Raw genomic sequence first — 13903 nt, 5'->3', positions numbered from 1 at the left:
ATCGCAACCGTGCTGGCCTCGAAGTTTGGCGGCGAAGCCAAGGCCTACGACCAGATCGACGCGGCTCCCGAAGAAAAGGCCCGCGGCATCACGATCAACACCGCTCACGTGGAATACGAGACGGCCAACCGCCACTACGCGCACGTTGACTGCCCCGGCCACGCTGACTATGTGAAGAACATGATCACCGGCGCCGCTCAGATGGATGGCGCGATCCTGGTGTGCTCGGCCGCTGACGGCCCGATGCCCCAGACCCGCGAGCACATCCTGCTGGCGCGTCAGGTGGGCGTGAAGTACATCATCGTGTTCCTGAACAAGTGCGACATGGTGGACGACGCCGAGCTGCTGGAGCTGGTGGAAATGGAAGTCCGCGAGCTGCTGAGCAAGTACGACTTCCCGGGCGACGACACCCCCATCATCAAGGGTTCGGCCAAGCTGGCGCTGGAAGGCGACAAGGGCGACCTGGGCGAGCAGGCCATCATGCGTCTGGCCGATGCACTGGACAGCTACATCCCCACGCCTGAGCGCGCTGTGGACGGCGCTTTCCTGCTGCCGGTGGAAGACGTGTTCTCGATCTCGGGCCGTGGCACCGTGGTGACCGGTCGTGTTGAGCGCGGCATCATCAAGGTCGGCGAGGAAATCGAAATCGTCGGTATCCGTGATCTGCAAAAGACCACCGTCACCGGCGTGGAAATGTTCCGCAAGCTGCTGGACCAAGGTCAGGCTGGCGACAACGTCGGTATCCTGCTGCGCGGCACCAAGCGTGAAGACGTCGAGCGCGGCCAAGTGCTGGCCAAGCCGGGCACGATCAAGCCGCACACCCACTTCACTGCTGAGATCTACGTTCTGAGCAAGGAAGAAGGCGGCCGTCACACCCCGTTCTTCAACAACTACCGTCCCCAGTTCTACTTCCGCACGACGGACGTGACTGGTGCCGTGGAGCTGCCGAAGGACAAGGAAATGGTCATGCCTGGCGACAACGTCAGCATCACCGTGAAGCTGATCGCTCCGATCGCCATGGAAGAAGGTCTGCGCTTCGCCATCCGTGAAGGCGGTCGTACCGTCGGCTCGGGCGTCGTGGCGACGATCATCGAGTAATTTAGTTAGAAGGCCACAGGGGCATAGCTCAATTGGCAGAGCGTCGGTCTCCAAAACCGAAGGTTGGGGGTTCGAGACCCTCTGCCCCTGCCAGCGACAAGCGATAAGCTTTAAGCAACAAACTTAAGGCGATAATCGAGCGCTGGAACAAGTGGTCAAGCCAAGCCCGCGGGAGTTGATCTCGGCGGGCTTTGCTGCTGGTGGGTTCTACGAACCATCCTGGTGTCGTAGCGGTTCAGAAGTGAGTTCAATGTCCAATCCTCAAGTCGAAACAGTGACGACCGGCGCCGACAAGGCCAAGCTGGCGGGCGCTGTCGTCCTGCTCGTGGCCGCGCTGGTTGCGTTCTATGCGCTGGGCAAGCAGGGTCCTTGGGTGCAGTGGGGCGCGCTGATCGTGCTGCTGGCCGCCGCAGTGGGTGCGTTCCTGACCTCCGAGTCCGGCAAGTCGCTGATCGCCTACGGTCAGGACTCCGTCAAGGAAGTTCGCAAGGTCGTGTGGCCGACCGGCAAGGAAGCCCGCCAGATGACCCTCTACGTGTTTGCCTTCGTGGTGGTCATGGCGCTGTTCCTGTGGCTCACGGACAAGACGCTGGAATGGGTGCTGTACGACCTGATCCTGGGCTGGAAGCGCTGAGCGAAGAGATAGGACCGAGATGAGCGAAGATCAAAACGTCGTTGCGACCGAGTCGACCGCCCCCGCCGGCCTGCCCAAGCGCTGGTATGTGGTGCATGCCTATTCCGGCATGGAAAAGGCTGTCGAGCGCAATCTGCGCGAGCGCATTGATCGCGCCGGCATGCAGGACAAGTTCGGTCGCATCCTGGTGCCGACTGAAGAAGTCGTTGAACTGAAGAACGGCAAGAAGGCCGTCACCGAGCGTCGTTTCTTCCCCGGCTATGTGCTGGTGGAAATGGTGATGGAAGACGACACCTGGCACCTGGTCAAGCACACCTCCAAGGTCACCGGCTTTGTGGGTGGCGCGAAGAACCGCCCGGCTCCGATTTCGGAGTCCGAGGTGATGAAGATCGTCAACCAGATGCAAGAGGGCGTTGACAAGCCGCGTCCCAAGGTGGAGTGGGTCGTTGGCGAGATCGTTCGCGTCAAGGAAGGCCCGTTCACTGACTTCAACGGCAGCATCGAAGAAGTCAACTACGACAAGTCGAAGCTGCGGGTGTCCGTCACCATCTTCGGCCGCGCCACGCCGGTCGAGCTGGACTTCGCGCAAGTCGAGAAGGTCTGACGCCTCCACCCGCACGGCGCCCCGGGCTCAGCCCGCGGCGCCTGCGCTGTTCATGGAGCCTGACAGTGCTCCGCGGCCCCGGCCGTGAAGCTGTCCGTGACCAGTCTGCAACGAGAGGCGGACACGAGGAGCAAGGGTAAGGGCAAGTTCCCGAGCCCCTTGCGTTAGCACTCAGGCGATGCGACGAGGCCGTTGCACCGCTGCTAGGAGAAAACATGGCCAAGAAGATTGTCGGCTTCATCAAGCTGCAAATCCCGGCTGGCAAGGCGAATCCTTCGCCGCCGGTCGGTCCCGCGCTGGGTCAGCGTGGTCTGAACATCATGGAATTCTGCAAGGCGTTCAACGCCCAGACGCAGAGCTATGAGCCGGGCCTCAAGCTGCCCGTCGTGATCACCGCTTTCGCGGACAAGAGCTTCACCTTCGTGATCAAGTCGCCCCCGGCGACCGTGCTGATCAAGAAGGCAGCCAAGATCGAAAAGGGTTCGCAGCGTCCCCATCTGGACAAGGTCGGCAAGCTGACCCGCGCCCAGCTGGAAGAAATCGCCAAGACCAAGCAGAAGGACCTGACGGCCGCCGACATGGACGCCGCCGTCCGCACCATCGCCGGCTCTGCCCGTTCGATGGGCATCATCGTGGAGGGTGTCTGACATGGCCAAGCTGACCAAGCGTCAACAAGCTCTGCAAGGCAAGGTCGAAACGACCAAGCTGTATCCCCTGGCTGACGCGCTGAACCTGGTGAAGGAATGCGCCAACGCCAAGTTCGACGAATCGATCGACGTCTCCGTCCAGCTGGGCGTGGACGCCAAGAAGTCGGACCAGGTGGTTCGTGGCGCCGTCGTGATGCCCAACGGCATCGGCAAGACCAAGCGCGTGGCCGTGTTCGCCCAGGGCGCCAAGGCTGAAGAAGCCAAGGCCGCCGGTGCCGACGTCGTCGGCATGGAAGACCTGGCTGAACGCGTGAAGGCTGGCGACATGCCCTTCGACGTCGTGATCGCCTCGCCCGACACCATGCGTGTGGTCGGTACCCTGGGTCAGATCCTGGGCCCCCGTGGCCTGATGCCGAACCCGAAGGTCGGCACCGTGACCCCGGACGTCGCCACCGCCGTGAAGAACGCCAAGGCCGGTCAGGTCCAGTTCCGTATCGACAAGGCAGGCATCGTGCACGCCACCATCGGCCGTCGTTCGTTCGACACCGAGAAGCTGGAAGGCAACCTGCGCGCCCTGGTCGAAGCCCTGAACAAGGCCAAGCCGGCAACCAGCAAGGGTGTGTACCTGCGCAAGGTGGCTGTGTCCTCCACCATGGGCGTTGGCGCCCGTGTGGACGTCGCGACCATCAACGCCGCGGCTGCCGCCTAAGCGACTCAGATGAGGCGTGACGCGAGTCTGGCGTCGCGCTGATGAATTGGTGGGTCGGGTCGGTGGTAACACCGGCCCGGGTCATCCAAGACCGCTGGCGTGAACTCCTGCAGTCCCGGGGAGTTTGCTTAATCGGAGGCTTCGGCCTCCCGCCAGCGCAGATGGCGGTCCCGCTGAAAGGATCTGATCTCTGGCCAGGCTTTGTGCCTCCAGATGGTTTCCTGATCCCGACAGAAGGTCGCTGAATCCGGTGCCCAAGACGAGACACGCGAGTGTCGGATCACGGGCGTAATGTGAGGAGTAGACCTTGAGTCTCAATCGCAACGAGAAAGCAGCCGTTGTGTCGGACGTGGCGGCGCAAGCTGCCAAGTCGCAGACGCTGGCGCTGGCCGAGTACCGTGGCCTCACCGTTGAAGCCCTGAACAAGCTGCGTGTCACCGCGCGTGCGCAAGGCGTGTATCTTCATGTGCTGAAGAACACCCTGGCCCGTCGCGCTGTGGCCGGCACCTCGTTCGAGGCTGCTTCGGATGCCATGGTCGGTCCGCTGATCTACGGCTTTTCGGAAGATGCTGTCGCGGCTGCCAAAGTCATCGCTGACTTTGCCAAGACCAACGACAAGCTCGTCCTCAAGGGTGGCGCCTATGGCGGCAAGGCTCTGGATGTTGACGGCCTGAAGGCCCTGGCATCCGTGCCCAGCAAGGAAGTCCTGCTGTCCCAACTGGCTGGCCTGCTCAAGTCGCCGGTGCAACGCACCGCGGCCGTGCTGGCTGCCCTGGCTCAGCAACGTGGCGGCGGCGCAGAAGCCGAAGCCCCGGCCGACGCTGCTGCCTGAACGACGCACCCCCAAGAAACCCTCTGTATTTAGGAAACTATCATGGCATTCGACAAAGACGCATTCCTGTCCGCTCTGGACAGCATGACCGTTCTGGAACTGAACGATCTGGTCAAGGCAATTGAAGAGAAGTTTGGCGTGTCCGCCGCTTCGATGGCTGCTCCCGCTGCTGGCGGCGCTGCCGGCGCTGGCGCTGCTGCCGCTGAAGAGAAGACCGAATTCAACGTCGTCCTGACCGACGCCGGCGCCAACAAGGTGTCCGTCATCAAGGCCGTGCGCGAAATCACCGGTCTGGGTCTGAAGGAAGCCAAGGACCTGGTCGACGGCGCTCCGAAGCCGGTCAAGGAAGGCATTGCCAAGGCCGACGCCGAAGCTGCCAAGAAGAAGCTGGAAGAAGCCGGCGCCAAGGTCGAACTCAAGTAATGACCTTGGAGAACCGGCAGGCCTGGCCCGCCGGTTCTTCTCCGCGAGAGGGGGGGTCCCAACGGGCCTCCCCTTTCCGCGTTTAAGGGCCTTCGTCCTGAAGCCGTCCCCCAAGGGATGGATATCCGGTACAAAGCGCTCATAGTAGGGTTGTTGTCAGGGCCTTGGGCTTGACAAGAGCACCTGAAAGCATCGCAGCATGTATCATGTGCGGTTCTTTCAAGTGTTCTCTGATCCGACTGCAGAGAACGGTTTGGTCGGGCCGCGGTTTGGCCGGGAATGATGCGGGGGTGCAACGCCTTCGGTCAGGTCCGGCTCGCCGGGGTTGTCCGCCAGCGGTTGGTAGTGGCCAACCACCAAGCTTCGGGTGCAATGCCCGAACAGCCAGTCGCCGACGCGGTGCGCACCACGGCCAGGGGCGCACTCGACACGGAGTGTTTATGGCGCAAGCAACCCCCTACAGCTACACCGAGCGCAAGCGCATTCGCAAAAGCTTCGGCAAGCGCGTGAGCGTGCTCAACGTTCCCTACTTGCTGACAATGCAGAAGGACAGCTACGTCGCCTTCCTGCAAAAAGACGTCGCTCCGCTCAAGCGTAAACCCGAAGGCCTGCAAGCTGCCTTCCTGTCCACGTTCCCCATCGTCTCGCACAACGGGTTCGTGGAAATGAAATTCCTCGAATTCAACATTGCCAAGCCGCCGTTCGACGTTCGCGAATGTCAGCAGCGCGGCCTGACCTTTGCAGCGGCCGTGCGTGCCAAGCTGCAGATGATCATCTACGACCGGGAAAGCCCCACGCCCAAGACGGTCAAGGAAATCAAGGAGCAAGAGGTCTACATGGGCGAAGTGCCCCTGATGACCGACTACGGCTCCTTCATCATCAACGGTACCGAGCGGGTCATCGTCTCGCAGCTGCACCGCTCCCCCGGCGTGTTCTTCGAACACGACAAGGGCAAGACGCACTCGTCCGGCAAGCTGCTGTTCTCTGCGCGCATCATTCCCTACCGCGGCTCCTGGCTGGACTTCGAATTCGACCCGAAGGACATCCTCTATTTCCGCGTTGACCGTCGTCGCAAGATGCCGGTCACGATCCTGCTCAAGGCCATCGGCCTGAATCCCGAGCAGATCCTGGCTCACTTCTTTGTCTTCGACAATTTCCGCCTGATGGATTCGGGCGCCCAGATGGAGTTCGTGGCCGAACGCCTCAAGGGTGAAGTGGCCCGCTTCGACATCACCGACAAGAGCGGCAACGTGCTGGTCGAGAAGGACAAGCGCATCACCGCCCGTCACGTGCGTCAGCTGGAGCAGTCCGGCACGCAGCATGTGACCGTGCCCGAAGACTTCCTGCTGGGCCGTGTGCTGGCCAAGAACATGGTCGATCCGGACACCGGTGAGATCATCGCCAAGGCCAACGACGAGCTGACCGACTCGCTGCTGAAGAAGCTGCGCGCCGCCGGCATCAAGGACATCCAGTGCCTGTTCACGAACGAGCTGGATGAAGGCGCCTACATCAGCCAGACCCTGGCCTCGGACGAAACCGCCGACCAGCTGGCTGCCCGCGTCGCCATCTACCGCATGATGCGCCCCGGCGAGCCGCCGACGGAAGACGCGGTCGAAGCCCTGTTCAACCGCCTGTTCTATTCGGAAGACACGTACGACCTGTCGCGCGTGGGCCGCATGAAGTTCAACGCCCGCGTGGGCCGCGACATTCCCGAAGGCGCGATGACGCTGTCCAACGAGGACATCCTGGACGTCGTCAAGATCCTGGTGGAACTGCGCAACGGCCGCGGCGAAGTGGACGACATCGACCACCTGGGCAATCGCCGCGTGCGCTGCGTGGGCGAACTGGCTGAGAACCAGTACCGCTCGGGCCTGGCACGTATCGAAAAGGCTGTGAAGGAACGTCTGGGCCAGGCTGAAACCGAAGCCCTGATGCCGCACGACCTGATCAACTCCAAGCCGATCTCCGCGGCTCTGAAGGAGTTCTTCGGTGCGTCGCAGCTGTCGCAGTTCATGGACCAGACCAACCCGCTGTCCGAGATCACGCACAAGCGTCGTGTCTCGGCCCTGGGCCCGGGCGGTCTGACCCGCGAGCGCGCTGGCTTCGAAGTCCGTGACGTGCACCCGACCCACTACGGCCGCGTCTGCCCGATCGAAACGCCGGAAGGCCCGAACATCGGTCTGATCAACTCGCTGGCCCTGTACGCGCAGCTGAACGAATACGGTTTCCTGGAAACCCCGTATCGCCGCGTGGTGGACTCCAAGGTCACCGACCAGATCGACTACCTGTCGGCCATCGAAGAAGGCAAGTACGTCATCGCCCAGGCGAACGCATCGCTGGACGAGAGCGGCCAGCTGATCGACGAACTGGTGTCGGCCCGTGAAAACGGCGAATCGGTGCTGACCTCGCCGGAACGCATCCAGTACATGGACGTGGCCCCGACGCAGATCGTGTCGGTCGCGGCCTCGCTGGTGCCGTTCCTCGAGCACGACGATGCGAACCGCGCACTGATGGGCGCCAACATGCAGCGTCAGGCCGTGCCGACCCTGCGCCCCGAAAAGGCCTTTGTGGGCACGGGCGTGGAGCGCGTGGCTGCGAAGGACTCGGGCACGGTGGTGGCCGCCCGTCGCGGTGGCGTGGTCGACTACGTGGACACGAACCGTATCGTGATCCGCGTGAACGACAACGAAACCGTCGCTGGCGAAGTCGGTGTGGATATCTACAACCTGATCAAGTATCAGCGTAGCAACCAGAACACCAACATCCATCAGCGTCCGATCGTCAAGCGCGGTGACCGCGTCGAAGCGGAAGACATCATTGCCGACGGCGCCTCGACCGACCTGGGTGAACTGGCACTGGGCCAGAACATGCTGGTCGCGTTCATGCCGTGGAACGGCTACAACTTCGAAGACTCGATCCTGATCTCCGAACGCGTGGTGGCCGAAGACCGCTACACCTCGATCCACATCGAGGAACTGGTGGTCAAGGCGCGTGACACGAAGCTGGGCAGCGAAGAAATCACCCGCGACATCCCGAACCTGAGCGAACAGCAACTGGCTCGTCTGGACGAATCCGGCATCGTGTACATCGGTGCGGAAGTGAACCCGGGCGACGTGCTGGTGGGCAAGGTCACGCCCAAGGGCGAGACCACGCTGACGCCGGAAGAGAAGCTGCTGCGCGCCATCTTCGGCGAGAAGGCGTCCGACGTGAAGGACACCTCGCTGCGCGTGGACCAGGGCACCAGCGGTACCGTCATCGACGTGCAGGTCTTCACCCGTGAAGGCATCCAGCGTGACAAGCGCGCCCAGCAGATCATCGACGATGAACTCAAGCGCTTCCGCCTGGACCTGAACGACCAGCTGCGCATCGTGGAGGCCGACGCGTTCGACCGTATCGAGAAGCTGCTGACCGGCAAGGTCGCCAATGGGGGTCCGAAGAAGATCACCAAGGGCACCGTCATCACCAAGGACTACCTGGCGGAAGTCGAGAAGTTCCACTGGTTTGACATCCGTCCGGCCGAAGACGACATCGCCAACCAGCTGGAATCCATCAAGAACTCGCTGGAGCAGACTCGCCACAGCTTCGACCTGGCCTTCGAAGAGAAGCGCAAGAAGCTGACGCAGGGCGACGAGCTCGACGCCGGCGTGCTGAAGATGGTGAAGGTGTACCTGGCCGTCAAGCGCCGCCTGCAGCCGGGCGACAAGATGGCCGGCCGTCACGGCAACAAGGGTGTCGTGTCCAAGATCACCCCGATCGAAGACATGCCCTACATGGCCGACGGCACGCCTGCCGACATCGTGCTGAACCCCCTGGGCGTTCCGTCCCGGATGAACGTCGGCCAGGTGCTGGAAGTGCACCTGGGCTGGGCGGGCAAGGGCATCGGCCAGCGCATCGGCGACATGCTGCAGCGCGAAGCCCGCGTGGCCGAGCTGCGCAGCTTCATGGACGAGCTGTTCAACCAGAACGGCGGCAAGCCGGAGAAGCTGGACGAGCTGACCGACGCTGAAGTCATCGACATGGCGCACAACCTGGCCAAGGGTGTGACCTTCGCCACGCCGGTGTTCGACGGTGCCAAGGAAAGCGAAATCCGCGCGATGCTCAAGCTGGCCTATCCGGACGACATCGCCGCTCGCAAGGGCCTCACGCCCACCCGTACGCAGGCCTACCTGTATGACGGCCGCACCGGCGAGCAGTTCGAACGCCCGACGACCATCGGCTACATGCACGTGCTGAAGCTGCACCACCTGGTGGACGACAAGATGCACGCCCGCTCGACCGGCCCGTACTCGCTCGTCACCCAGCAGCCGCTGGGCGGCAAGGCGCAGTTCGGCGGACAGCGTTTCGGGGAAATGGAAGTGTGGGCGCTGGAAGCCTACGGTGCTTCCTACATCCTGCAGGAAATGCTGACCGTGAAGTCCGACGACGTGAATGGCCGCACCAAGGTGTACGAGTCCATCGTCAAGGGCGAGCACTCGATCGAAGCGGGCATGCCCGAGTCGTTCAACGTGCTGGTGAAGGAAATCCGTTCGCTCGGTATCGACATCGAACTCGAGCGCAACTAAAGGGAACAGGAGAGACACATGAAAGGTTTGCTGGACCTGTTCAAGCAATTCACGCCGGACGAGCACTTCGACGCGATCAAGATCGGGCTGGCTTCGCCCGAGAAGATCCGTTCGTGGTCCTTCGGTGAAGTGAAGAAGCCCGAGACCATCAACTACCGGACGTTCAAGCCGGAACGTGATGGCCTGTTCTGCGCCAAGATCTTCGGCCCGATCAAGGACTACGAGTGCCTGTGCGGCAAGTACAAGCGCCTGAAGCACCGTGGCGTGATCTGCGAGAAGTGCGGCGTTGAAGTCACCCAGACCAAGGTGCGTCGTGAGCGCATGGGTCACATCGACCTGGCCGCGCCCTGCGCCCACATCTGGTTCCTGAAGTCCCTGCCGTCCCGTCTGGGCCTGGTGCTGGACATGACGCTGCGCGACATCGAGCGCGTGCTGTACTTCGAAGCCTACGTGGTGGTGGACCCCGGCATGACCCCGCTGAAGAAGTTCAGCATCATGTCGGAGGACGACTACGACGCCAAGCGCATCGAGTACGGTGACGAGTTCATCGCGCTGATGGGCGCCGAAGGCATCAAGAAGCTGCTGGAGGAGATGGATCTCGACGTCGAGATCGATCGCCTGCGCAACGACATGACCGGCTCGGAGCTCAAGGTCAAGAAGAACTCCAAGCGCCTCAAGGTCATGGAGGCCTTCAAGCGTTCGGGCATCAAGCCGAACTGGATGGTGCTGGAAGTGCTGCCGGTGCTGCCGCCGGACCTGCGTCCGCTGGTGCCGCTGGACGGCGGCCGCTTCGCGACCTCCGACCTGAACGACCTCTATCGTCGCGTCATCAACCGCAACAACCGTCTGGCTCGTCTGCTGGAGCTCAAGGCCCCTGAGATCATCGTGCGCAACGAAAAGCGCATGCTGCAGGAAGCCGTGGACTCGCTGCTGGACAACGGCCGTCGCGGCAAGGCGATGACCGGTGCGAACAAGCGTGCCCTCAAGTCGCTGGCCGACATGATCAAGGGCAAGAGCGGTCGTTTCCGTCAGAACCTGCTGGGCAAGCGCGTCGACTATTCCGGCCGTTCGGTGATTACCGTGGGCCCGACGCTCAAGCTGCATCAGTGCGGCCTGCCCAAGCTGATGGCGCTGGAGCTGTTCAAGCCCTTCATCTTCTCGCGCCTGGAGGCGATGGGCATCGCCACCACCATCAAGGCGGCGAAGAAGGAAGTCGAATCCGGCACGCCGGTGGTCTGGGACATCCTTGAAGAAGTCATCAAGGAACACCCGGTCCTGCTGAACCGCGCCCCGACGCTGCACCGCCTGGGCATCCAGGCCTTTGAACCGGTGCTGATCGAAGGCAAGGCGATCCAGCTGCATCCGCTCGTCTGCGCGGCCTTCAACGCCGACTTCGACGGTGACCAGATGGCCGTTCACGTGCCGCTGTCCATCGAAGCGCAGATGGAAGCCCGCGTGCTGATGCTGGCGTCCAACAACGTGCTGTTCCCGGCGTCGGGCGAGCCGTCCATCGTCCCGTCGCAAGACGTGGTGCTGGGTTTGTACTACGCCACCCGTGAGCGTACGAACGGTCGCGGCGAAGGCATGGTGTTCTCGGACATCGCCGAAGTCATCCGCGCGCTGGACACCGGCGCCGTGGAAGTGACCGCCAAGATCAGCGTGCGCCTGACCGAGTACTCCAAGGACAAGGACTCCGGTGAATGGATTCCCGAGACCAAGCTGGTGGACACCACCGTCGGTCGCGCGATCCTGTCGGAAATCCTGCCCAAGGGCCTGCCCTTCAGCAACATCAACAAGGCGCTTAAGAAGAAGGAAATCTCGCGCCTGATCAACACCTCCTTCCGCAAGTGCGGCCTGAAGGAAACCGTGGTGCTGGCAGACAAGCTGCTGCAGTCCGGCTTCCGCCTGGCCACGCGCGCCGGCATCTCGATCGCCATCGACGACATGCTGGTGCCCAAGCAGAAGGTCGAGCTGATCGATCGCGCCGAGAAGGAAGTCAAGGAGATCGAGCAGCAGTACGTCTCGGGTCTGGTGACCGCCGGTGAACGCTACAACAAGGTGGTGGACATCTGGGGCAAGACCGGTGACGAGGTCGGCAAGGTGATGATGTCGCAGCTGTCCAAGGAAAAGATCCTGGACCGCAACGGCAAGGAAGTGGAGCAGGAGTCCTTCAACTCCATCTACATGATGGCTGACTCCGGTGCCCGCGGTAGCGCGGCCCAGATCCGCCAGCTGGCCGGTATGCGGGGCCTGATGGCCAAGCCGGATGGCTCCATCATTGAGACGCCGATTACCGCGAACTTCCGCGAAGGTCTGAACGTTCTGCAGTACTTCATCTCCACCCACGGTGCTCGTAAGGGCCTGGCGGATACGGCGCTGAAGACGGCAAACTCGGGCTACCTGACCCGTCGTCTGGTGGACGTGACGCAGGATCTGGTCGTGACCGAATCCGATTGCGGCACCGACAACGGCATCAACATGCGCGCCCTGGTGGAAGGCGGTGAGGTGATCGAGTCCCTGCGTGACCGCATCCTGGGTCGCGTGGCTGCCGTGGACGTTCTGCATCCGGAAACGCAGGCACTGCTGCTGACCGCCGGCAACATGCTGGACGAAGACACGCTGGACCTGCTGGAACAAGCCGGCGTGGACGAGGTGAAGGTCCGCACGCCGCTGACCTGCGGCACGCGTTTCGGTCTGTGCGCCAAGTGCTATGGCCGCGACCTGGGCCGTGGCGGTCTGGTCAACACCGGTGAGGCTGTGGGCGTGATCGCCGCACAGTCGATCGGTGAGCCGGGCACGCAGCTGACGATGCGTACCTTCCACATCGGTGGTGCCGCTTCGCGTGCTGCCGTGGCCTCGAGCGTGGAAGCCAAGTCGGACGGCATCATCGGCTTCAACGCCACGATGCGCTACGTGACGAACGGCAAGGGCGAGCTGGTGGTGATTTCCCGTTCCGGCGAAATCGTCATCTCCGACCCGCACGGCCGTGAGCGCGAGCGTCACAAGGTGCCGTACGGTGCGCTGCTCAACATCAAGGCTGACCAGACCATCAAGGCTGGCACCATCCTGGCCAACTGGGACCCGCTGACCCGCCCGATCATCACGGAATTCGCCGGTCAGGCGAAGTTCGAGAACGTCGAGGAAGGCGTGACCGTGGCCAAGCAGGTCGACGAAGTGACGGGTCTGTCCACCCTGGTGGTGATCGATCCGAAGCGTCGTGGTGCTGCCAAGGTGGTGCGTCCGCAGGTCAAGCTGCTGGATGCGCAGGGCCAGGAAGTGAAGATCCCCGGCACCGATCACTCGGTGACGATCGGCTTCCAGGTCGGCGCGCTGATCCAGATCCGCGACGGCCAGGACCTGGCGCCCGGCGAAGTGCTGGCCCGTATCCCGGTGGAAGGTCAGAAGACCCGCGACATTACCGGCGGTCTGCCGCGTGTGGCCGAGCTCTTCGAAGCCCGTTCGCCCAAGGACGCAGGTGTGCTGGCCGAGCAGACCGGTACCGTGTCGTTCGGTAAGGAGACCAAGGGCAAGGTTCGCCTGGAAATCACCGATCCGGAAGGCCGCAAGCACGAAGTGCTGGTGCCCAAGGAAAAGAACATCCTGGTGCACGAAGGTCAGGTGGTGAACCGCGGCGAACTGATCGTCGACGGCCCGGCAGATCCGCAGGACATCCTGCGCCTGCTGGGGATCGAGGAACTGGCTCGCTACATCGTGGACGAAGTGCAGGACGTGTACCGTCTGCAGGGCGTGAAGATCAACGACAAGCACATCGAGGTGATCGTTCGCCAGATGCTGCGCCGCGTTCAGATCGTCAACCCGGGCGATTCGTCCTACATCACCGGCGAGCAGGTCGAGCGCTCGGAGCTGCTGGATACCAACGACCGTCTGCGTGGCGAAGGCAAAATCATCGCCACCCACTCCGACGTGCTGCTGGGTATCACCAAGGCTTCGCTGTCCACCGATTCGTTCATCTCCGCGGCTTCCTTCCAGGAAACCACCCGCGTGCTGACCGAAGCGGCCATCATGGGCAAGCGCGATGAGCTGCGCGGTCTGAAGGAAAACGTGATCGTGGGTCGTCTGATCCCGGCCGGTACCGGTATGGCCTTCCACCAGGCGCGTCGCGTCAAGGAAGAAATGGACGACGCAGAGCGCCGCTCCATCGCCATGCAGGAAGCCGAGGAAATGGCGGCAGTGCAACTGTCCGCCCTCGATGCGGACGACACGCCCAACGCTTGAGCGTCTTGAGCCCTCCGCGCTGGCAGTGAAAGCTGTCAGCGTGGATCAGCCAGAAAGGCTGCTGACCCGGAAGGGCGGCAGCCTTTTTTCTTGGCTTGGGGCCAGGGTGGTTGGGTGGGGGGGGGGCGGATTTGGGTCAAGGATCCACTCGGAGGTGT

9 protein-coding genes and 1 tRNA gene are annotated in these 13903 nt (G+C 62.6%); all 10 read left to right on the top strand.

Annotated elements, in window-relative coordinates; translation table 11 throughout:
- Window positions 1-1098: elongation factor Tu (tuf, locus tag DES44_RS17050; RefSeq protein WP_116001676.1), on the top strand; the 1098-nt coding region annotated here is incomplete at its 5' end.
- Window positions 1099-1115: 17 nt separating this feature from the next.
- Window positions 1116-1191, top strand: a tRNA-Trp gene (locus DES44_RS17045).
- A 157-nt stretch (window positions 1192-1348) separates the two neighbouring features.
- Entirely contained in the window at window positions 1349-1732 is a 384-nt protein-coding gene (gene secE / locus DES44_RS17040; RefSeq protein WP_058933582.1) for a preprotein translocase subunit SecE, read from the top strand.
- A 19-nt stretch (window positions 1733-1751) separates the two neighbouring features.
- Window positions 1752-2336, top strand: coding sequence for a transcription termination/antitermination protein NusG (nusG, locus tag DES44_RS17035; RefSeq protein ID WP_058933583.1), 585 nt, complete (start codon window positions 1752-1754; stop codon window positions 2334-2336).
- Between the two features lie 215 nt (window positions 2337-2551).
- The gene (gene rplK, locus DES44_RS17030; RefSeq protein ID WP_058933584.1) at window positions 2552-2983 is read left to right on the top strand and encodes a 50S ribosomal protein L11; all 432 of its coding nucleotides are present in this window, start codon (window positions 2552-2554) and stop codon (window positions 2981-2983) included.
- Between the two features lies 1 nt (window position 2984).
- Window positions 2985-3692 (top strand): 50S ribosomal protein L1, encoded by a 708-nt coding sequence (gene rplA, locus DES44_RS17025; protein WP_058933585.1) that lies wholly within the window; start codon window positions 2985-2987, stop codon window positions 3690-3692.
- Between the two features lie 307 nt (window positions 3693-3999).
- Window positions 4000-4524, top strand: a complete 525-nt coding sequence (gene rplJ / locus DES44_RS17020; RefSeq protein WP_058933586.1) for a 50S ribosomal protein L10 — start codon at window positions 4000-4002, stop codon at window positions 4522-4524.
- Between the two features lie 42 nt (window positions 4525-4566).
- The gene (gene rplL, locus DES44_RS17015; protein ID WP_058933587.1) at window positions 4567-4947 is read left to right on the top strand and encodes a 50S ribosomal protein L7/L12; all 381 of its coding nucleotides are present in this window, start codon (window positions 4567-4569) and stop codon (window positions 4945-4947) included.
- 440 nt (window positions 4948-5387) lie between these two features.
- Window positions 5388-9509: a DNA-directed RNA polymerase subunit beta gene (gene rpoB, locus DES44_RS17010; protein ID WP_058933588.1), complete on the top strand. Its 4122-nt coding sequence runs from the start codon at window positions 5388-5390 to the stop codon at window positions 9507-9509.
- Window positions 9510-9527: 18 nt separating this feature from the next.
- Window positions 9528-13745: a DNA-directed RNA polymerase subunit beta' gene (rpoC, locus tag DES44_RS17005; protein ID WP_058933589.1), complete on the top strand. Its 4218-nt coding sequence runs from the start codon at window positions 9528-9530 to the stop codon at window positions 13743-13745.
- Window positions 13746-13903: the final 158 nt, after the last annotated feature.

This window comes from Roseateles depolymerans, from assembly GCF_003387155.1.
Classification (GTDB): domain Bacteria; phylum Pseudomonadota; class Gammaproteobacteria; order Burkholderiales; family Burkholderiaceae_C; genus Roseateles; species Roseateles depolymerans.
This window is presented reverse-complemented; position numbering and strand designations above follow the sequence as displayed.